Origin of the sequence: Petrocella atlantisensis, assembly GCF_900538275.1 — a bacterium.
Taxonomy (GTDB): domain Bacteria; phylum Bacillota; class Clostridia; order Lachnospirales; family Vallitaleaceae; genus Petrocella; species Petrocella atlantisensis.
In genome coordinates this window covers 1,806,820-1,828,229 of record NZ_LR130778.1, presented here as the reverse complement: position 1 = coordinate 1,828,229, position 21,410 = coordinate 1,806,820, and the positions used below count along the sequence as shown (strand labels likewise).

General features: G+C 37.6%; 22 protein-coding genes. 19 read left to right on the top strand and 3 right to left on the bottom strand.

Annotated elements, in window-relative coordinates:
• Positions 1-24: 24 nt before the first annotated feature.
• The 5 genes from holB to PATL70BA_RS08505 all read left to right on the top strand — a co-directional run bounded on the left by holB (position 25) and on the right by PATL70BA_RS08505 (position 4,838).
• On the top strand, positions 25-1,017 hold the full coding sequence (gene holB, locus PATL70BA_RS08525) for a DNA polymerase III subunit delta' (RefSeq protein WP_172596177.1): 993 nt from the start codon (positions 25-27) through the stop codon (positions 1,015-1,017).
• A gap of 37 nt (positions 1,018-1,054) precedes the next feature.
• Entirely contained in the window at positions 1,055-2,098 is a 1,044-nt protein-coding gene (locus PATL70BA_RS08520) for a PSP1 domain-containing protein (protein WP_125136974.1), read from the top strand.
• 10 nt (positions 2,099-2,108) lie between these two features.
• Complete coding sequence (locus PATL70BA_RS08515; protein WP_125136973.1) at positions 2,109-2,846, top strand: tRNA1(Val) (adenine(37)-N6)-methyltransferase; 738 nt, start codon at positions 2,109-2,111, stop codon at positions 2,844-2,846.
• A gap of 117 nt (positions 2,847-2,963) precedes the next feature.
• Positions 2,964-3,803, top strand: coding sequence for a 16S rRNA (cytidine(1402)-2'-O)-methyltransferase (rsmI, locus tag PATL70BA_RS08510; RefSeq protein ID WP_125136972.1), 840 nt, complete (start codon positions 2,964-2,966; stop codon positions 3,801-3,803).
• 9 nt (positions 3,804-3,812) lie between these two features.
• A complete protein-coding gene (locus PATL70BA_RS08505; RefSeq protein ID WP_125136971.1) occupies positions 3,813-4,838 on the top strand; it encodes an FAD:protein FMN transferase in 1,026 nt (341 codons plus the stop codon).
• Positions 4,839-4,941: 103 nt separating this feature from the next.
• Here the strand turns inward: PATL70BA_RS08505 and PATL70BA_RS08500 are convergent, their stop codons facing one another.
• The gene (locus tag PATL70BA_RS08500; protein WP_125136970.1) at positions 4,942-5,202 is read right to left on the bottom strand and encodes an AbrB/MazE/SpoVT family DNA-binding domain-containing protein; all 261 of its coding nucleotides are present in this window, start codon (positions 5,200-5,202) and stop codon (positions 4,942-4,944) included.
• Positions 5,203-5,827: 625 nt separating this feature from the next.
• On the opposite strand from PATL70BA_RS08500, the gene trpE reads away from it, so the two are divergent.
• The 13 genes from trpE to PATL70BA_RS08435 all read left to right on the top strand — a co-directional run bounded on the left by trpE (position 5,828) and on the right by PATL70BA_RS08435 (position 18,036).
• Complete coding sequence (gene trpE, locus PATL70BA_RS08495) at positions 5,828-7,219, top strand: anthranilate synthase component I (protein ID WP_125136969.1); 1,392 nt, start codon at positions 5,828-5,830, stop codon at positions 7,217-7,219.
• 15 nt (positions 7,220-7,234) lie between these two features.
• Positions 7,235-7,813, top strand: a complete 579-nt coding sequence (locus tag PATL70BA_RS08490) for an anthranilate synthase component II (protein ID WP_125136968.1) — start codon at positions 7,235-7,237, stop codon at positions 7,811-7,813.
• Between the two features lie 2 nt (positions 7,814-7,815).
• Positions 7,816-8,832, top strand: a complete 1,017-nt coding sequence (gene trpD, locus PATL70BA_RS08485; RefSeq protein WP_125136967.1) for an anthranilate phosphoribosyltransferase — start codon at positions 7,816-7,818, stop codon at positions 8,830-8,832.
• Positions 8,833-8,847: 15 nt separating this feature from the next.
• Complete coding sequence (gene trpC / locus PATL70BA_RS08480; protein WP_125136966.1) at positions 8,848-9,630, top strand: indole-3-glycerol phosphate synthase TrpC; 783 nt, start codon at positions 8,848-8,850, stop codon at positions 9,628-9,630.
• Entirely contained in the window at positions 9,623-10,264 is a 642-nt protein-coding gene (locus PATL70BA_RS08475; RefSeq protein ID WP_125136965.1) for a phosphoribosylanthranilate isomerase, read from the top strand. Before trpC ends, PATL70BA_RS08475 begins: the two co-directional genes overlap by 8 nt.
• Entirely contained in the window at positions 10,257-11,465 is a 1,209-nt protein-coding gene (gene trpB, locus PATL70BA_RS08470; protein ID WP_125136964.1) for a tryptophan synthase subunit beta, read from the top strand. Before PATL70BA_RS08475 ends, trpB begins: the two co-directional genes overlap by 8 nt.
• Positions 11,466-11,476: 11 nt before the next feature.
• On the top strand, positions 11,477-12,256 hold the full coding sequence (trpA, locus tag PATL70BA_RS08465) for a tryptophan synthase subunit alpha (RefSeq protein WP_125136963.1): 780 nt from the start codon (positions 11,477-11,479) through the stop codon (positions 12,254-12,256).
• Positions 12,257-12,560: 304 nt separating this feature from the next.
• The gene (locus PATL70BA_RS08460; protein ID WP_125136962.1) at positions 12,561-12,986 is read left to right on the top strand and encodes a CBS domain-containing protein; all 426 of its coding nucleotides are present in this window, start codon (positions 12,561-12,563) and stop codon (positions 12,984-12,986) included.
• A 295-nt stretch (positions 12,987-13,281) separates the two neighbouring features.
• Positions 13,282-14,352: a C4-dicarboxylate TRAP transporter substrate-binding protein gene (gene dctP, locus PATL70BA_RS08455; RefSeq protein ID WP_125136961.1), complete on the top strand. Its 1,071-nt coding sequence runs from the start codon at positions 13,282-13,284 to the stop codon at positions 14,350-14,352.
• 113 nt (positions 14,353-14,465) lie between these two features.
• Complete coding sequence (locus PATL70BA_RS08450; RefSeq protein ID WP_125136960.1) at positions 14,466-15,029, top strand: TRAP transporter small permease; 564 nt, start codon at positions 14,466-14,468, stop codon at positions 15,027-15,029.
• A 2-nt stretch (positions 15,030-15,031) separates the two neighbouring features.
• A complete protein-coding gene (locus PATL70BA_RS08445; protein WP_125136959.1) occupies positions 15,032-16,318 on the top strand; it encodes a TRAP transporter large permease in 1,287 nt (428 codons plus the stop codon).
• A 331-nt stretch (positions 16,319-16,649) separates the two neighbouring features.
• The gene (locus PATL70BA_RS08440; RefSeq protein WP_125136958.1) at positions 16,650-17,441 is read left to right on the top strand and encodes an HAD-IIA family hydrolase; all 792 of its coding nucleotides are present in this window, start codon (positions 16,650-16,652) and stop codon (positions 17,439-17,441) included.
• 118 nt (positions 17,442-17,559) lie between these two features.
• Entirely contained in the window at positions 17,560-18,036 is a 477-nt protein-coding gene (locus PATL70BA_RS08435; RefSeq protein WP_243115885.1) for a MarR family winged helix-turn-helix transcriptional regulator, read from the top strand.
• Positions 18,037-18,179: 143 nt separating this feature from the next.
• Here the strand turns inward: PATL70BA_RS08435 and PATL70BA_RS08430 are convergent, their stop codons facing one another.
• On the bottom strand, positions 18,180-19,595 hold the full coding sequence (locus PATL70BA_RS08430; protein ID WP_125136957.1) for a flotillin family protein: 1,416 nt from the start codon (positions 19,593-19,595) through the stop codon (positions 18,180-18,182).
• Positions 19,596-19,640: 45 nt separating this feature from the next.
• A complete protein-coding gene (locus PATL70BA_RS08425) occupies positions 19,641-20,282 on the bottom strand; it encodes a hypothetical protein (RefSeq protein WP_125136956.1) in 642 nt (213 codons plus the stop codon).
• A 208-nt stretch (positions 20,283-20,490) separates the two neighbouring features.
• Between PATL70BA_RS08425 and PATL70BA_RS08420 the strand changes: the two genes are divergently transcribed.
• The gene (locus PATL70BA_RS08420) at positions 20,491-21,405 is read left to right on the top strand and encodes a tetratricopeptide repeat protein (RefSeq protein WP_125136955.1); all 915 of its coding nucleotides are present in this window, start codon (positions 20,491-20,493) and stop codon (positions 21,403-21,405) included.
• The last annotated feature ends 5 nt before the right edge of the window (positions 21,406-21,410 follow it).

Here is a 21,410-nt window from a genome sequence, read left to right as displayed (position 1 = left end):
AGACATGTCAAAAGGAGACGGCTTATGTATAGATTTGATGAGATAAAAGGTTATGAAGAGGTCATCCAACATTTTCAAAATGCTATAAAACTGAATAAAATATCCCATGCCTATATCATAGAAGGTGAAGGCGGTAAGGGCAAGAAAAGATTGGCCAATACCTATGCAAAAGTCATGCAATGTCAGGCTCATGGTATTGAGGCTTGTGATGCTTGTAGGTCGTGTCACTCATATGACAGTGGCAATCACCCGGATGTCATCCATATTCGTGCCAGCAAGAAGACCGGCATCGGCGTCGATGATATACGAGAGCAAGTTAATAAAGACGTCTTTATTAAGCCATATGTGTATGATTATAAGATTTATATCATACACGAAGCAGAGAAAATGACAATACAGGCTCAGAACGCCTTGCTTAAAACTTTAGAAGAACCTCCCATTCATGTGAGATTTATTTTATTGGCCACCCACACCCATACTTTCTTATCAACCATCTTGTCAAGGTGTGTTGTCATTCGTCTTAGAGCTTTAAGTCAAACATGTATTGAAGATTATCTGGAGAAGGACTTAGGTGTTCCGGATTATCAGGCAAAGCTATACGCCTCTTTTGCAAGAGGAAATATGGGTAGAGCCTTAGCTTTAAGGCATTCTGAAAGCTTTCACGAAATGCGTAAGGATATGATTCAAGTTATGACGGCCCTATCTAATAATGATAAAGTAGAGGCTATGGCACAAGTAGAAGTCTTTGAAAAATATAAAGATGAAAAACAGGACTTCCTAGATCTTATGTTAACGTGGCTAAGAGATTTGATGGTTATTAAGAGCCTTGGGGATTTGGAACCCTTGATTCATATGGACAATAAGAATCTGTTGTTGAAACAAGTACCCTATTTGTCGTATAATAGGATAAGTAGCTTGATTGAAGGTATAGAACAAATCAGAAAATATGATCGATTGCATATCAACTTCACTTTGCTCGTGGAAGTGATGCTGATTCAAGCAATGAATTCAAAATAAATCCATTTCATTGGTGAATGAAATTAAAGGAGAAGTTATGATTAAAGTAGTAGGCGTTAGATTTAGAAAAGCCGGCAAGATTTATTATTTTGACCCGGCATCATTTGATATAAAACCTGGGCAATGTGTTATTGTCGAAACGGTTAGAGGTATCGAGTATGGTCATGTTGTACTTGGTAACAGAGAGATAGAAGAAAATGATGTGATTCAACCCCTTAAAAAAGTGATTCGGATGGCGACAACTGAAGACGATCAAACCGAAGCAGAAAACAAGAAAAAAGAACGGGAAGCTTATGAAATTTGCAATAAAAAAATTCGTAAACATAACCTGGATATGAAGCTTATTGACTGCGAGTATACCTTTGACAACAATAAGCTGTTATTTTATTTTACTGCTGATGGTCGGATTGATTTCAGAGAACTGGTTAAAGATTTGGCCGCGGTTTTTAAAACACGTATTGAGTTACGTCAAATAGGCGTTAGAGATGAGACCAAGATGATCGGAAGTATCGGTATCTGCGGTTTAGCTTTATGTTGTCATAGTTTCTTGACAGACTTTCATCCAGTCTCCATAAAAATGGCAAAGGAACAAAACCTTTCCCTGAATCCGACTAAGATATCTGGTGTTTGTGGACGTTTAATGTGTTGTTTGAAATATGAAGAAGAAACCTATGAATACTTAAATAAAAATTTACCCAATTACGGTGATATAGTTAAAGTTAAAGAAACCGGTCTTATGGGTGAGGTAATTAATACCAACATTATTCGTCAGTTGGTTAAAATCGTAATCAGAAAACCGGATGGTGATCCGGAGATCGTGCAGCTTAAGATCGAAGATCTTATAATACAAAAACCAAATCGAAAAAAGGGTCAGGCTCAAATTACAAAAGAAGAAGAAGATGAACTTAGAAGGTTAGAAGCCCTTGAACGGGAAGAAAAGAAAAAAGAACAGGATAATCAGGAAGGTCAAAAGCAAAAGCATGAACAGAAACATAGACCAAAACGTGGTAAGCCTCAGAACAAAGGTAAGCGCGTGAACAATCCTCAAAAGAAGCCACAGGAAGATAAAAAAAAGAGTTAAAGGAATTAAGATGATAGAAGAGTTGAAACCCGAAGAGCGTTTAGATGATTTGCATCGCAAAGGTTATAAGATAATACAAAATGAAGCTATGTTTTGTTTTGGAATGGATGCTGTTCTACTGGCCGGTTTTTGCAATATAAAAACGACCGATGTGGTATTAGATCTTGGAACCGGTAACGGGATTATACCTTTACTTCTTGAAGGTAGGTTTGGTCCTAAGCAGATTACCGGTCTGGAGATCCAAGAAGCAAACGTGGATATGGCCAAGCGAAGTATTTTGATGAACCAATTAGACGAAAAGATAAAAATTATCCATGGTGACATAAAGGAAGCGGAAAATCTGCTTCCTTTATCCAACTATGACGTGGTAACCTGTAACCCGCCCTATATGGATGTGGGGAAAGGTATAACCAATGAACATAGTGCTAAAACCATAGCACGACATGAAGTGCTGTGCACCCTTGAAGATGTTATAGCCCAAGCGAGTCGATTGACCAAAGTGGGCGGCAGATTTTATTTGGTTCACAGACCTCACCGGCTTATTGACATTATAACTTTACTTAGAATCTACAAAATGGAACCTAAACGCTTGAAGATGGTTCATCCAAAGGTTGGAAGTGAAGCCAATATGGTACTGATTGAATCTGTTAGAGGGGGTAATCCCTTTCTGAAAGTTGAAAAGCCTCTAATCGTATACACATCAGAAGGTATCTATACCGACGAAATCTATAGCATTTACGGTTATTAGTGCGTTATAATGTTGGTTAAGGTGTCAAAACTATATAGTTGAACTTAGTGATACTTAGTTTTGACCCAATAAACAATGTTGGATCAATAAGAAGTTTCAAAATGAAAAGAGGTACATATGGGTATATTATATTTGGTTGCAACGCCAATAGGTAACCTGGAAGACATGAGTTATAGAGCTATTAGAACCCTTAAGGAAGTGGATTATATTGCGGCGGAAGATACACGACATACTATAAAACTACTGAACCATTATGAGATTCATAAGACAATGACCAGCTATCATGAGCATAACAAGCAGCAAAAAGGTCCGGATATTCTTAGAGACCTCATTGAAGGCAAAAATATTGCTCTTGTAACGGATGCCGGAACGCCGGGTATATCGGATCCTGGTGAGGATTTGGTCATTTTATGCCAAGAAGCGGGTATACCGGTTACATCAATCCCAGGACCTGTAGCTTTGATTAATGGATTAATTTTATCGGGTATGGATACGCGACGTTTTGTATATGAAGGTTTTTTGCCGGTAGGGAAGAAAGAAAGAGCTGAGCGTTTACAAGATCTAACTAATGAGACCAGAACTATGATTTTTTATGAGGCACCACATCGACTTAAAGCCTTTTTAAACGAAGTGACAACATTTTTTGGAGGCGACCGAGAGGTTGTCATTACCCGCGAATTGACCAAGAAGTTCGAAGAAGTATTAAAATGGACACTTAATGAAGCCATAGAATATTACAAATCCAATGATCCTAGAGGTGAATATGTTTTAATTATTGCCGGGTGCCCCCTTGAGCAAGTTAAATCAAAAGAAAATACCTTATATGAAGCCTTAACTTTGGAGGATCATCTTCAACATTATTTAAATCAAGGCATGAATAAAAAAGATGCGATCAAAGCCATCGCAAAAGATAGAGATAAACCTAAAAGGGAAATTTATCAGTATTTTATAGATTAGGAGAAAGTGATGTTAAAGAGATTATGCATGCTCATAAGTCTGCTGTTATTCTTCACCGGCTGTGCAGCTAAGGATAACAGTACTTCTGAGTCTATTACAACTTACGCACTGGATACGGTCATAACGATTAACTTATATGATGAGGGATCGGAAGCTATTTTCACACGCATGACCAATCGGATTAATGAAATAGAAACATTAATGTCAAAGCACATTGCAGGTAGCGAAGTGGACCTCATAAATCAAAATGCAGGTATAAAACCGGTCGTTGTATCTCAAGACACCTACAAGGTAGTCGAAAGAGCATTGATGTATGCAAAACTCTCAAAAGGGAGTTTTGACCCTACTATAGGACCCATTGTTGATTTATGGGGTATAGGAACAGAAGAGGCAAGGGTTCCAAGTCGTGACGAGATCACACAAAAGCTAAATTACGTAGATTATGAAGCTATTATACTCGATGAGCAAGAAGGTTCCGTTTACTTAAGCAAAACAGATATGTCCATTGATTTAGGTGCTATTGCCAAAGGGTTTGTTGCTGATGAGTTGGTACTTTTATTAAGAAATGAAGGTATTAGCAAAGCGATTATTAATCTTGGTGGAAATGTATATGCTTATGGTGAAAAAGACAACGGTGACGAATGGAAAATAGCCATTCAAACACCATATGATCAAAGAAATGTTAATTTTGGATATGTAGAGATTAAAGATAAGACAGTGGTTACATCGGGACCTTATGAACGTTACTTTGAAGAAGATGGCAAGACCTACCATCATATTTTTGATGCCAACACCGGTTATCCCATTGATGGTGAAACGGTATCAGTGACCATCGTAACTCAATCATCTATGGATGCAGATGCACTTTCGACGCTCTTATTTACAATGAATCAAAAGGAAGGTCTAGATCTTATTGAATCTATTGATGGTGTGGAATGCTTATACATAGACCAAGATTATGAGATTAGGATGTCTTCCGGATTTGAAGAGATGTTTACACTAACAGATCATACCTATAAGATAGTGGACAACTAAAATATGTCGTTGAAAAGGACCGTCAATGACGGTCCTTTATTTTGAGTATAGAATACGCTTATGATGTTTTCAAAGTAAGTCAAGTTTGTTCAGATTGCTATGCTTAAACAATCGTGAAACCTGCAATTTGTGCCATTTTAAGAATCGAATTTTTTGAAATCTTTTTTCCTTCAAATTCAATCAATTCATCCATTTCACCTGTGAAGATATCACAAGGTGCATACTTCTTCATAAGAAATGAATCATCAATTTGGAAGATCTCAACTGCATCTCTTGCAGAAAGATTAATTTGGGCTCGTAACTCGCAAGGTATAGTTATACGCCCAAGTGAGTCCACCCTTCTTACAAAACCTGTGGAAATCATAAAATCACCCCTATTCATATTATTTAATTAACTCTCCAAGAAGTATTTTATCAAAATTATTAATAAAAATCAAGTAAAATGTAAAAATAAATGCATGAATGTCTTTACAAAAGAAAAGACAGGAGAAAAGGATAAGAAAATCTGAAATTGTCAAATTATCACTTTACAGTAATAAAGGATTGTGTTATACTACATAAAACAAATGTAAAAATCAGTGATTGGAAAAAGTATCATATCGTCTACGATATATGTTGGTAGACTGGAATTGTCAAGCGAGCCGTCGACTGGTGTGAGGTACGGTACAAGGAAAGTATGAGAATGGTTCCATGAGATGCAGAGTGAAGTTACAGTAGCTTGAGCCGGGAACTCCCGTTATAGAGTCAGGATATCGATTTATTCCGTATCTGTTAGACAGTAGATATTATTTGAGTGGTTACGATGGCATTTCGTCTCAAGACGAGGTGTTTTTTTGTTTTTATAGGGGTTTATAAAAGCAGTTTACCATGATAATCATATTCTTGGGTGGCATAGCGAAACCAATTCGTCCCATAGAAGGGAAGGGTTTGGTTTTTTTTAATACTCTGAAAAAGGTCTACTATAGGACAAACAAAATGGAGGATAGAAGATGAACAAGAAAAAACTAATAACCTATGAACATATTAAAGCTTGTGATACTGAAACACCGATTACCTTATACTCAAAATATGTTAGAAATGAAATGGGATTTCTTCTTGAAAGTAAGGAACAACCCAAAGGTCGCTACTCTTTTATGGCTTGTAATCCGGATAAGGTAATTAAGGCCTATGGTAATAAGGTGGAAATCGCAACAAAGAGCGAAACCATAAACTATGAAGGCCGAGCCCTTGATATTGTAAAAAAAGAGATCGATCAGTATGCGGTGGACAATAGGACGGATTTACCTTTTATTGGAGGTGCCGTAGGTTCAGTCGGGTATGACATGATCAGGCAATATGAAGATCTTCCCAGGCTTAATCCGGATGAGCTTCAAACACCGGACTTGCATCTTATGTTTGTTACTGAAATATTAGCTTATGATCATTTTTTTAACCAATTGCATATTGTGGTGTTGGAAGAAGCAACAGATTCAGGTGCAAAAAAAGCTCAAAGACGCATTGAAGGCATAGAAGAAAAATTAAAAAGAGAAACTAAGTTGGAAGAGAACAAAACAGAGGAAGAACTGAATTTTGTAAGTAACATTAGTCAAGAAGTCTATGAGAATGCAGTGATTAAGGCAAAAGAATATATTTATGAAGGGGATATTTTCCAAGTGGTTTTGTCACAAAGATGGAGTGCTACTTGTACAACATCACCCTTTAAGCTCTACCGTAAACTAAGGAGAATGAACCCTTCCCCCTATATGTTTTATTTTAACTTTCAGTCTTACTATATCGTTGGATCATCACCTGAAATGTTAGTAGAAATGAAAGGCAATCATATCAAGAACTGTCCTATTGCCGGTACCAGAAAAAGAGGTATGACACCAATCGAAGATGAAGAACTGGCTAAGGACCTGTTAGAAGATGATAAGGAAAGAGCAGAACATAATATGCTTGTAGATCTGGGTCGTAATGATATGGGGAAGATAGCCAAGATTGGTTCTGTAGAAGTGACCAGTTACATGGAAGTTCAAAAATACTCACATGTCATGCACTTGGTCTCCTTAGTAGAAGGAGAAAAAGATGAAGATAAGGACATGTTTGAAGTTCTTATGAGTTTTCTTCCGGCAGGTACATTATCAGGTGCACCTAAGATTAGGGCAATGGAGATTATTGAAGAGCTTGAAGAAACTAAGCGTGGTATATATGGTGGTGCAGTTGGTTATTTTGGATATAACAAGAACATGGACATGTGTATCGCCATAAGAACCATGGTCATCAAAGATAATAAAGTATACATTCAAGCGGGCGCCGGTATTGTGGCGGATTCAGACCCGACCAAGGAATATGAGGAAACTAGAAACAAAGCCGAGGCTCAAATCAGAGCCATACATGCATAGGAAAGGGAGGCATCTATGATTGTACTCATTGATAATTATGACTCATTTACATATAACCTTTATCAGTTTGTAGGAGCCTATGAAAAGGATATACGGGTTATTCGAAACGACAAAATAACTGCAGAAGAATTGCTCAAATTAAATCCGGATAAAATCATCTTATCTCCCGGTCCCAAGACACCGGATGCTGCTGGGCATTGTCTTGATATCATAAGGAAAGTATCCGGTAGGATTCCCATACTTGGCGTGTGTTTGGGCCATCAATGTATTGGACAGGCCTTTGGTGGTCAGGTTATACATGCAAAAGAACTTTATCACGGTAAGTGTTCTAACATATCCTTAGTCAAGAATGAACTGTTTCGTGACATGGATTTAAATCTAGAGGTTGCAAGGTACCATTCTTTAGTGGTTGAATATACAACCTTGCCAGACTGTTTTGATGTTTTGGCCATGACCGATGAAGGTGAGATTATGGCCATGAAACATAAGACCCATTTGACCTATGGCCTTCAGTTTCATCCTGAGTCAATATTAACACCAAATGGCAAAAAAATTATTGAAAACTTTGTAAATATGGCATGCGAGGAGGTATAACTATGGCAAATCAATTATTAGATCAATTGATGATTGGACAAGATTTAAGTGAAGAACAAATGATGATCTATATGAATGAAATCATGAGTGGCGAAAAGTGTGATGCTGAGATTGCCAGTTTCTTGACAGCTTTAAAAATTAAAGGAGAAAGTATTCAAGAGATTGTAGCCGGCGCTAAAGTTCTAAGGGCAAAGGCATTGCCTATTGATTTGCAAGATCCGGAAACGCTGGATACTTGTGGCACAGGAGGCGACAGCAGTGGCACTTATAATATTTCCACAGCGGTAGCGATAGTAGCCGCCGCCGCCGGCGTATCTGTGGTAAAGCATGGTAACCGTTCGGTATCCAGCAAATGTGGATGTGCGGATGTTCTTGAAGCTTGTGGTGTGAAAATAGATCTTAAACCGGAAGAAGTTAAGAGTTGCGTGGATGAAATACAGATTGGGTTTTTGTTTGCACCTACTTTTCATAGTGCTATGCGTCATGTGGGTCCAACCAGAAAAGCTTTAGGTTTTAGAACGATTTTTAATATGTTGGGACCATTAGCCAATCCTGCAAATGCAAAATCCCAAGTCCTTGGCGTTTTTGACAAAGCGTTGACAGATACTTTTGCCAGAGTGCTTCAAGCCTTGGGTGTACAAAAAGCTATGGTGGTCCACGGAAAAGATGGTCTAGATGAGATTACGGTAACCGATGAGACGTTTGTGTCTGAGCTTAGAGATGGTAAGATTATAAACTATACCATCAAACCGGAAGACTATGGTATTAATAGGGCCACTCTAGAAGAACTTCAAGGTGGGGATGCCATAGAAAATGCTCAAATTCTTAAGCAAGTTTTAAATGGAGAAATTAGAGGTGCTAAGCGAGATATTTTGGTATTAAATGCAGGTGCGGCACTATATATAGCGGATAAGGTAAAAGATATAAAGGAAGGTATAGAGCTAGCAAAGCAGATGATCGACACGGGACTTGCCATATCAAAACTTGAAGCATTTGTTGCTAAAACTCAAGAATTTTAGGTAAGAGGTGAATTTATGTCAAAAAGATTATTTTTAAAAGATATTGTTAAACAAAAAGAAAAAAGGCTAATAGATCAACCCTTAATAATCGAAGCGTTGATACAGCAAATAGCCATGACCAAAACACCACCCTCCTTTTATGATGCGATGGCAAGAAATGGCCTATCTATAATTGGAGAAATAAAAAAAGCATCACCATCTAAAGGTTTGATAAAAGAGGATTTTGATCCGGTTACTCTAGCAAAGGAGTATGCACATTCAGTGGATGCTATCTCTGTTTTGACAGAGGAAGATTTTTTTATGGGTCATGCCCGCTATCTTTCTAAAGTGGCAAACACAGTTGATTTACCTATTTTGTATAAAGATTTTATTGTTCAAGCCAATCAGATCTATCATGCAAGAGCCATTGGCGCAAGTTGTATCCTATTGATTGTAGCCATTCTTACGGATGTACAGCTAAGAGAGTACAGCATGTTGGCTAAAAGTCTTGGCATGGACGTATTGGTAGAAACACACACGAAGGATGAAATTAGGCGAGCTCTTAAAGGAGATGTTAGGATTATAGGTATCAACAATCGAAATCTAAAAACCTTCAAAACAGATCTAGGAACCACATTAAAGCTAAGGCGTTATGTGCCCAAAGATCGATTGGTCATAAGTGAAAGTGGCATACATAAACCGGAAGATGTTGCTATTTTAAAAAAAGTTGATATAGATGGCATATTGGTGGGCGAAAGCTTTATGCGTGGGGATATCGGTCTGATGGCGAAAGCCTTTAAGGAGGCATATAATGGCTAAGATGTTTGACGTTAAGATTTGTGGGATAAAAACCCAAGAGGAAGTCGCATTGGTCAATAGATATCCGGTGGACTATATGGGTCTGATTTTTGCACCGAGTAAACGACAAGTGACCTTGGAAAAAGGAAAAAAATTAAGGTCTATGATGCGTAAAGACATTAAGGTGGTTGGTGTTTTTGTGGATGCTACTTACGAAGAGATTTATAGGGCTATCGTAGAATGTGATTTGGATGTGGTGCAGCTTCATGGCAAAGAAACCAATGATGAAGTAATAAAAATACCTATAGAAGTATGGAAAAGTATACCGGTTGAAAACAAGACAAGTTTAATGCAGATTAAGCAATACCCCGATTGTGACGGGATACTACTTGATACATACTATAAAGGCTCAACAGGTGGTACAGGTCACTCTTTTAATCATCAGTGGGTCAATGAATACGGAGATATACCCAAGAAATTGATATTAGCAGGCGGATTATCACCAGATAATATTTTATCCGTCTTGGAAAACTTAGTTCCGGATGTGTTGGATTTTAATTCCGGACTAGAAACAAACTTAATGAAAGATCCCTTAAAAGTGGATATGTTATTTAACAAAATTAAGCATTACGAGGAGGAAATGGAAGATGAATAAGAATTTTGGACAGTTTGGCGGGCAGTATGTACCGGAAGCGCTCATGTATCCCTTAAAGGAATTAGAAGCGGCTTTTGAAAAGTACTCAAAAGATAAAACTTTTATGGATGAGTATCGCTATTATCTTAAAGAATATGTTGGCAGAGAAACACCTTTATATTTTGCACAGCGTTTAACAGAGACTTTAAAAGGTGCCAAAATCTACTTAAAAAGGGAAGATCTTAATCATACAGGCGCACATAAGATCAATAATGTACTTGGCCAAATTCTTTTAGCAAAAAGAATGGGAAAGAAAAAGGTGATAGCAGAAACGGGAGCAGGGCAGCACGGTGTTGCCACAGCAACCGGTGCGGCACTTTTTGGCATGGAGTGCACTGTTTTTATGGGTGAAGAAGATGTTCAAAGACAACAATTAAACGTATTTAGGATGGAACTTTTGGGAGCTAAGGTCGTTACAGTCACTTCAGGGACCGCAACCCTTAAGGATGCGACCAATGAAGCCATTAGAGAATGGGTGAGGACGGTGGAAGATACCTTCTATGTCATAGGATCTGTGGTCGGGCCTCATCCTTATCCGACGATGGTTCGAGATTTTCAAAGGGTTATTGGCGATGAGACCAGAAGACAAATACTTGAAAAAGAAGGACGACTACCGGATAAAATTATTGCTTGTGTAGGTGGTGGTAGCAATGCGATGGGCATATTTTATCCCTTTGTTGAGGACCTTGAAGTTGATCTAATTGGTATTGAGGCCGCTGGCCTAGGTGTAAAGTCAGGTAAGCATGCTGTGGTACTTAATAAAGCAGCAGGGGGTACGTTAGGTGTTCTTCATGGCATGAAAACGATGCTACTTACAGATGAAAACGGGAATATTATACCGGCGCATTCCATATCTGCAGGACTTGATTATCCTGGTGTCGGACCGGAACATGCCTATCTACAAGATGTTAAAAGAGCAACATATGAAATGATCACGGATCAAGAAGCATTAGACGGTTTTGAAGTATTGTCAAAGATAGAAGGAATAATTCCAGCCCTTGAAAGCTCTCATGCTATAGCATATGCTATGAAAATTGCCCCAACAATGAAGCCTGAAGAACTTATTGTCATCAATCTTTCCGGACGAGGCGACAAAGATACACATACTGTTATGGACTATTTTAGAGACGGCAAGACGGGTCTTGAAAAACTAAACAAATAGGAGGCAATCATATGAATCGAATAGAAGCAACTTTTGAGAAATTAAGAAAAGAAGGTAAAAAAGCCCATATCAGTTTTTTGACTGCGGGAGATCCGAGTATCGATCAGACTTTTGAATTGGTCAAAGCTTTGATTGAAGGCGGTTCAGACATTGTAGAAATCGGTGTTCCATATTCGGATCCATTGGCAGACGGACCGGTTATTCAAGCAGCTTCCACAAGAGCCTTGGCTAACGGTGTAACAGTAGAGCAAGTATTTGACCTTGCAGCAAGGTGTAGGAATGCTACCGATATACCGTTGCTTTTTCTTATGTATGCCAACACATTGATGGTTTACGGCGTAGAAAAATTTATTGCAAGATGCGCAAAGGTGGGTATTGACGGCTTAATTATTCCGGATATTCCCTATGAAGAACGAGAGGCAGTATTGCCATATATGAAAAAATACGGTGTAGAGATGATACCTTTAGTGGCGCCAACTTCAAAAGATAGAGTACCATTTATTACCAGTGATTGTAATGGATTTGTCTATTGTGTCTCATCCTTAGGTGTTACAGGTCGTACTTCAGAGTTTGCAAACGATATTGAGGACTATATTAACGATGTTAAATCTCAGACACGTTTGCCGGTAGCTATTGGATTTGGAATCACAAATTATGAAGACGTCAAACGGCTGGAATTAATTGCAGATGGTGTTATTGTCGGATCGGCGATTGTCAAAGAAATAGAGCGTTCAGGTGGCAACGCAGTAACATTGAAAGCATTTGTAAGTAAACTTTTCTTGGGAGCATAACTCGAAACGTGGCTTCACCACTTTCCCTATCATGAACGATTTGCAAGCAAAACGCGACAAAGTCGCTTTGCCTTGTTCTATAAGAAAGTATAATAATTAGCATTATGTCTTGAAGACTGACATGATGCGTCAAAGATACTTTCTTATGAACAGTTCGGAAATATGAGCAAAGCTCATAACGTGGCTTCACCACTTTTCCTTGTTAATAGTTTTTATATAGTTTTTACATATTCCATTCATATTAATATGCTATAATTGTAATAGAGTGTAAATGTATTAGGTTGAGTTTAGAAAGGGTGAGTTAATGAATGTTGCGTTTTTTTTAACACCAAAGAGTGAAGTTATCACACTTGAAAAGAAGTTCACAGTGGGGCAAGCTCTAGAAGTTATGAAACAACATAAGTACACGAGTTTGCCGGTATTAGACGAAAAGGGACGGTATGTTGACACGTTATCTGAAGGTGATATACTTTGGCATCTAAAAGACCATTGTAACTACAGCATAGAGATTATTGAACAGCAAAGCTTAAGAAAAATTAAGCGTCACTATAATATTAACGCTATTTCCATTGGATCTAGTATCGATTCAATTATTGATATGGCATCGACACAAGCTTATGTGCCAGTTGTCGATGATCAGAATATTTTCATTGGTATCATCAAAAGAAGTGATATCATCCACTATTGCATGACCCGTATCAACAATAAGGAAGCGACGATGATTTCCTAAACAATAATATAGGATTATGGATAAAGTCTCAAAGGTTAAAGCCTTTGAGGCTTTTTTTCTTGTTCTCTAAGAAAGAGTAACTGTATAAATTATCCATAGAATAGAAGATAAAAGTGAATTTAATGTTTATAAATACATGAAAAGACATAAATTATGAAGTGTGTTCATATTATTCAACAAAAAAACAGGATAGTTGATTGTTGTTTTTATTAAATAGCTATATAGTTTTTATAGTACTAAATGCAGCATGAAGCAAGATAGTATCAAAAAAACATTCAAATCGGGAGGAAGTAAAATGAAGAAGTTTTTATCAATTTTAATGGCATTGGTTCTAATTTTGTCACTAGCAGGTTGTGGGGCAAAAGAAGCACCTGTTGCTGAAACAACACCAGCAACACCAGCAACTGAAGAAACAACAACAGAAACACCAGCAACACCTGTAGAAAAAAAGGTAATCACAGTAAGTACAAAATTTGTTGATAATGAGCAAACAGCTATTTCTTTAGTTAAAGTTGTTGATGCAATCAATGAAAGAAGTGGTGGCTCACTTGAATTACAACTTTTTACTAATGGCGTTCTACCAATCGGTAAAGATGGTATGGAGCAAATCGTTCAAGGGTCTGACTGGATTTTGGTTGATGGCGTTAACTTCCTTGGCGACTATGTACCGGATTACAATGCAGTAACCGGCCCATTCTTATACAAAAATTTTGATGAGTATTTTGCTATGACCAAAACACCACTTGTACAAGAGATGAATCAGAAAATCGAAGCAGATTATGGCATTAAAGTACTCTCTTTGGACTGGGTATTTGGTTTTAGAAGTATGATGACAAAAACTCCAATAACAAAACCAGAAGACATGAAGGGTCTGAACATTCGTGTTCCCACCAGCCAGTTGTATACATATACAATTGAAGCAATGGGTGGAAATCCAGTAGCAATGCCTTATCCTGATACTTATGCAGCGATTCAACAAGGCGTTCTTGACGGTATTGAAGGTTCAATCATGACATACTACGGAACTAAACAATATGAAAACGTTAAAGAATACTCTTTAACCAATCATTTATTAGGTGTTTCAGCGGTTTCAATTTCAACAAAGCTCTGGGATAAATTAACAGAAGAAGAACAAACAATCCTTACAGAAGAATTTGAAAAAGGTATGCAAGATAATTTAGATGAAACCGTTAAAGCAGAAGGTGAAATGGCTGAACTTCTAAAAGCTGAAGGTGTAACTTTCCATGAAGTAGATTCAGATGCATTTCAAAAAGCAGCAGCACCTGTATATACAAAATTTGAAAACTGGACGCCAGGCATCTATGAATCCATACTTGCTGAACTAGAAAAAATTAAAGCAAATTAATAATAATAAATCAGTCATAGTTTTAATCTTTAACTTTATAGCGTTCCTCCTATAGCGATAGGAGGAACGTTATTAAGGTCTAAAGATGAAAAAGAATAAAATAGGAGGTCACAATGAATAAACATTTAAGGCATATTGGTGTACATTTTGAGCTATATCTAGGATCTATATTCTTATCGATCACATCGGTTCTTGTTATCATGAACGTTATTACAAGGTATTTCATACAGGTTACCTTTACATGGACAGAAGAAGTTGCAGTTGGATGCTTTGTATGGACAATTTTCTTGGGATTAGCCAATGCATATAAAACCAAAGGGCTAATAGGTGTGGAAGTTCTTACGAATTTGGTACCCGAAAAAGGAAAACCGGCTGTTGTATTTATAACATCTCTTGTTATTACGGTTTTATCAAGTACCATGTTCTATTACAGTATTCTATATTTTCAAGGCTCCACAAAGGTTACAGCAGCTCTTGAGGTATCATATAAATATATTTATGCCTCGATTATTATGTCTTTTGGTTTGATTTCGATTTACTCCATTTATTTCTTAGTACAAAGTTTTAGAAAGATGTTTATCAACCATGACATTAATCTAGATATTGAAGATGACTTAGATGAGCATCTACTTGAAGAACAATTAGAGCAGCTCACTGATCATAAGGAGGGCAATTAATTATGGAAGCTTTATTACCAATAGCCGTACTCTTTATCTTGTTTTTTCTTAATATTCCAATAGCCTTTGCCCTTATGGGTGCATCTCTTTTCTATTTTGTATTTATCAATTCATCTATGCCTATACAAATGGTGGTCCAACAATTTGTAACCGCTGTCGAATCCTTTCCATATTTAGCGGTACCCTTTTTCATTATGGTCGGATCTGTTATGAACCATTCCGGCATTAGTAAGGCCTTGATGGACTTTGCCGATGTCTTGGTTGGTCACACAAAAGGTGGCTTGGCTCAAGTTAATGTCTTACTTAGTGCATTAATGGGTGGAATATCTGGTTCTGCGAATGCAGATGCGGCTATGCAATCCAAGATACTTGTCCCAGAAATGGAGAGAAAAGGGTTCTCAAAGCCTTTCTCAGCAGCCATAACAGCAGCATCCTCAGCAATTAGCCCTGTTATACCGCCAGGGACCAACTTAATATTATATGCTTTAATTGCTAACGTTTCAGTAGGTGATATGTTCTTAGCGGCCTATATGCCGGGGATTTTGATGGCAGTAGCACTGATGATAGCTGTACATATTATCTCGGTCAGAAGAAATTATCAGCCCAGTCGTGAGAAAATGTGTTCACCGTTGACAATATTTAAACAGTTTATCAAATCCATATGGGCACTTTTTATTCCTTTTGCCATTATTATGGGGATGCGTTTTGGTGTCTTTACACCTACAGAAGCAGGAGGTATTGCGGTTGTATTTGCTGCAATCGTTGGATTCTTTGTTTATAAAAAGTTAAAACTTGAGCACATTCCATTGATTCTAATGGATACTGTAAAAAGTACCGGTGCCGTAATGGCCATTATTGCCAGTGCAAAAGTTTTTGGTTATTATTTAACGTTAGAAAGAATCCCACAAATGATAACGGAATTCCTAGTCAATATGACCGATAGTCCTTTTGTCTTACTAATTGTTATCAATGTTTTATTACTCTTCATTGGTATGTTCATTGAAGGTGGAGCAGCGCTCGTTATCCTAGCACCCTTACTTGTACCTGCCGTTAAGATGTTCGGCGTTGATCCGATACACTTTGGAATGATTTTTATCGTAAACATTATGATTGGTGGTTTAACACCGCCTTTTGGATCCATGATGTTTACCGTGTGTTCCATCGTCAATGTAAAACTAGAAGACTTTATAAAAGAAGTATGGCCATTTATTGCAGCCCTTCTTATTGTCCTACTATTAGTAACCTACTCAGAAAGTGCTGCACTATTTACATTAAATCTATTTAGTTAATACTTAATTTTCCCACTAGGATTACTTAGCGATGGTAATCCACAAGTTAAAGATGAAAAGGATTTTTCATCTGCGGTGGATTAGGCGAAGCCAAGAGCTTAGAAATCCTAAGGGAAAATTAAGTAAAGGCAGATGATACCCACTAGGATTACTTAGCGATGGTAATCCACAAGTTAAAGATGAAAAGGATTTTTCATCTGCGGTGGATTAGGCGAAGCCAAGAGCTTAGAAATCCTAAGGGAAAATTAAGTAAAGGCAGATGATACCCACTAGGATTACTTAGCGATGGTAATCAACAAGTTAAAGATGAAAAGGATTAGGAGGTCTGATATTGAACACATTAAAAGAAAAAACAGTCTATTTACTGGATATGGATGGCACGATCTTTCTAGGTGAAGAGTTGATTGAAGGTTCGAAAGAGTTTTTGGCGAGGATTAAAAGTGAGGGAAAAAGATATATCTTCCTTACAAACAATTCTTCGAAAAATAAAAGTGCCTATGTAGATAAGTTGACTCGTTTAGGCCTTCACATAGCAGAAGAAGAGGTTTTCACATCTGGAGAAGCAACAACTATATATCTTAAGAAATATAAAGAGGGTGCAAAAGTTTTTTTACTAGGTACAAAATCATTGGAAGAAGAATTTGAAAAAGCCGGATTCACTTTGGTGAAAGAAAGAAATCAAGAAGTGGATTATGTTGTTCTTGGATTTGACACGACATTAACCTATGAAAAGCTCTGGATTGCCTGTGAATACATATCAGAAGGTGCTACATACATTGCCACTCATCCGGACTTTAATTGTCCTCTGCCTAATAATAAATATATGCCGGATGCCGGTGCAATGGCTGCTTTGATTGAAGCCTCTACGGGTAAGCGACCGAAGGTCATGGGAAAGCCCAATAAGGAAGTTGTGGAAAGTATTGCATTAAAATATGGTCTGAATAAAGCGGATATGATTATGGTTGGTGATCGTCTTTATACAGATATCAAAACAGGCATCAATGCAGGGATTACAACGGTGTTGGTATATTCAGGAGAAACAAAAAAAGCGGACTACCAAAACAGTGAAACAAGAGCAAGTTACTCCTTTGATTCTGTTAAAGATATGATTGGTTTGCTATAACATCATTTAAACTTATATATAGCTTGCTACAATAAATAACCTTAAGTAAAACAGTATTTTACTTAAGGTTATTTATGTTTCTAAATGAATTGACAGATGATGGAAGATTCGATATACTTTGATTATCAAAGTAAAGTTGGTGAGCGCATTGAATGAAGCCTATGATGCACTAAATGATCTATTGGTTAAGCTGTTTAATAATATACTTACATATGAAGAAAAAGCCTTAATAACAGATGATTTTAAGGATATATCCTTAAATGATATGCATGTTATCGAAATGATTGGTCTGAGTCAGAAAAAAAATATGTCTTCAATAGCCAAATCACTGGAAGTTACAGTTGGTACACTGACCATTGCAATCAACAATCTTGTGAAAAAAGGTTATGTCAAGAGGATGCGTTCGGCGAAAGATCGACGCGTAGTTTTGGTGTCTTTGACAGAAAAAGGTATGCATGCATACAAGCATCATGAAGTTTTTCATGATGAGATGATTAAGGCCATCATGAAACGTCTTGAAGGTGAACAACTGGATGTTCTGGTCAAGGCACTAAATAGTGTGCAAGAATTTTTCAGTGCAAATAAAGAGTCTTAATCTATAAGTATTCTAAAATGTAGAATAGAGCAGAAAAATATATATAAAAAAGGGATTGCACTCGTGGCAATCCCTTTTTTGTACTTCTCTAGGAAATTCTATGCTATGTTAATGCGTTGAAGCGTCGCCTCTTTGTTCAGATTCTATTCTTCGTTAACTGGAGCCTTGGGTACTTCTGGTTCATCCACATCCACTGGAGAATCACCTTGTTTGGTTCCAAGGTAGCTTGGTAGGTCCATGCCGGCCATATCAAACATCTCTTGCATAGGTGGTATGGATTTCATAAGTCCGGAGAGGAAACCAGCAGTTGATGATTTTTCACCATTAGCCGCATGAGCACCACTGTCCCAAACAGTAACTTTGTCAATTTTGATATTCTTAATGGCTTCCACTTGCGTTTTAACAAGATCTTCAATCTTATCAGCAAGAATAAGTTTGATGGCTGAGTTTGGATCGCCGGCAGCTTTGACAAGCTTGTCATATCCATTGGCTTGTTTGGTAAGAATCTCTTGGATACCGCGGGCTTGTGCATCCATTTTGAAGAAGGTTGCATCCGCCTCACCTTTTGCATGACGACGGGTTTGTTCTGCCATGGCTTCAGCAGCAATCTCCACGCGTGCTTTGTCAATCTCAGCTTCAACAAGTATATCGGCCTCTTTGGTCGCTTTTTCTCTTGCAGCTCTAGCTTTTTCGGCAGCTTCCTCAGCAGAGTAAGCTTCTTCAAGGGCTTTTGCATTCTGAACTTTTTCAGAAGCAGTTGCACGTCTTAGTGCTTCAGCCTCACGTTCTCTTCTTAGGGCATCGGAATTAGCAACAGTAACCTTAGCTTCATTTTCACCTTGAATGGCTAATGAATTGGCAGTGGCAACCTGAACACGTTCATCTTGTTGAGCCTGAGCTTGTCCGATAGATCCGTCTCTATTTTTTTCGGCAACGGATTTTTTGGCATCATTGATGGCTTTTGCAGCAGCTTCTTTACCAAGTGCTTCAATGTAACCGGATTCATCTTTAATGTCTGTAACGTTAACGTTAATCAACCGTAGACCGATTTTTTTGAGTTCGGATTCCACATTGTTTGAGACAGCTGTTAAGAACTTATCTCTGTCCGTATTAATCTCTTCAATATCCATCGTTGCAACAACCAAACGTAGCTGACCAAAGATAATATCTTTTGCCAGTTCTTCGATCTCTGCTTGCTTAAGGCCTAAAAGTCTTTCAGCAGCGTTTTGCATAATACCTGATTCTGTTGAAACACCAACTGTAAATCTAGATGGCACATCAATTCTTATGTTCTGTTTACTAAGTGCATTTTTTAGATCGACACTAATAGATATGGGTGTCAAACTTAAAAATTCATAGCTTTGAATGATCGGCCAAATAAATGCAGCACCACCATGAATACATTTGGCACTTTTGTTGGCACCTGAAGCACCTTTACCAACTTTACCATACACAACCAGTATTCTGTCAGACGGGCACTTTTTGTACCTTGATAATAATGCCATTATCGTCATGAAGACCAGTATGACAAAAATTACTAAACCAATTAATATTTCCATATGCTCTCTCCTTTAATATGTTTTGACACAATGATGTGCCTTTATTTATTTTAAACGCTCAACCACCATGGTTGTCGCATTTAACATATCCACAATAAGAATGGTTTCACCGGTGCTAATGGCTTCTTTTTCTTCAGTGATGGCATCGACTTCAACCAAGCGTTCTTGAAGCATGAGTTGAATTTTGCCTTGCCCTTTTTTATTACCTGGTATTGGTATGTAAACTTGTGCCTCTTTGCCGATAGCCAGTCTGTAATTCAAATTGCCACTGGATTGAAGTTTTGCTATACCATAAAACAGTAATGCAATAACAAACATACTAAACAAGCCGGCCGCGAGCGCCAGTAGCAAGGTGATAGCAAAATGCACAGAAGTACTTGCAAAAGCAGCGCCAATCCAACCAAACATGGTGGCAAAGGCAATTAACCCTCTAAAGGTTACAAAACGAAAATCAGCCATACCACTTAAGGATTCAAAGTCACCACCCGGACCGGAATCCAAATCCATGTCAAACTCAGAAGCAGCATCACCGCCGAAATCCATATCCCCATCTAAATCCATATCTGTATCCAGACCGAATCCAATCAGTGTTAGGATGGATTGTATAATGAGTATAACAGTAGAAGGTATTGCGATAAAATAGAAAAATCTTTGTAATGAATTAAGTTGTTCCCACCAATCTGACACAAGACATCCCCCTCTCATAACTAAGTAAATATCATTTACTATTATTGTATACGTTTGCAAATATAATGTCAAGCAAAGGTTTTTATTGCCAAATACAGGGTATAATGGTACACTAAAAGTAAATTAGATTTACATAGTTAGGTAAAGTATCGAAACTATATAGTTTTGAGCCTTTAACCATACGTAATATTTTGAAGGAGGTGACCAGATGAAGGACATGACACTAGGACAGAAAATCCGTGAAATCAGACTACATTTACAAATGACACAAAAGGAGCTTGCCGGTGATTTTATTACCCGAAATATGCTGAGTCAGATAGAGAACGATCAAGCCACGCCATCCATGAAGACAATGGAGTATTTGGCCAAACAATTGGGAAAATCAGTGGGTTATTTTATGGATGAGAATCACAAAGACTTAAGCTTGTCTAATATTATTGTAGAACTTATGGCTTTAAATGAAGCCAAGGACTATGTAGCCAGTGTGAAACTTATTGAACAACAATCGATCCACAATCCTATTGTAATGCGCAGCAAAATGATGATGGATTTATATATGAACAGTTATATGTATTTGGGGAATCAATATATGACTGAAGGGGATAATGAAAAAGCCAAAGCAGCTTATGAAAAGATATTGAAATATGAGAATGAATTGCTCTTGGAATCAGATATATACCTATATAAAGTATATGCACAATTGGCTGAAGTCTGTGGCTACCTCCTGGATATTGAACTTGCCAAAACGTATCATAAAAAAAGCAAAGATTTGGTTAATAAGATTCTCGCAAGCCGAGAAGTACAAACGATGTACCTTAAGCTTATAGAAGCGGACTATGATGGCATCATTGAAGACAGTAGTAAAGTAGATGTTATTGACTATGACAACTATAGTTTGGCCAGATACAATCGGGTGCTTGGTTCTGCCTTTTTGAACAAAGGAGAATATGAAAAAGCCATTGTTTATCTTGAAAAAGCGATTGAGATTTACAGTGATGAGACCTGCTATACGATTGTATCCATGATCTATGAAGAATTAAGTAAGTGCTATTTTGAACTTGGAGACTATAAGAAAGCGTATGATTTTCTACAAAAAGCCCAGTCCAAGAAGATTGCCCATTGACTCTA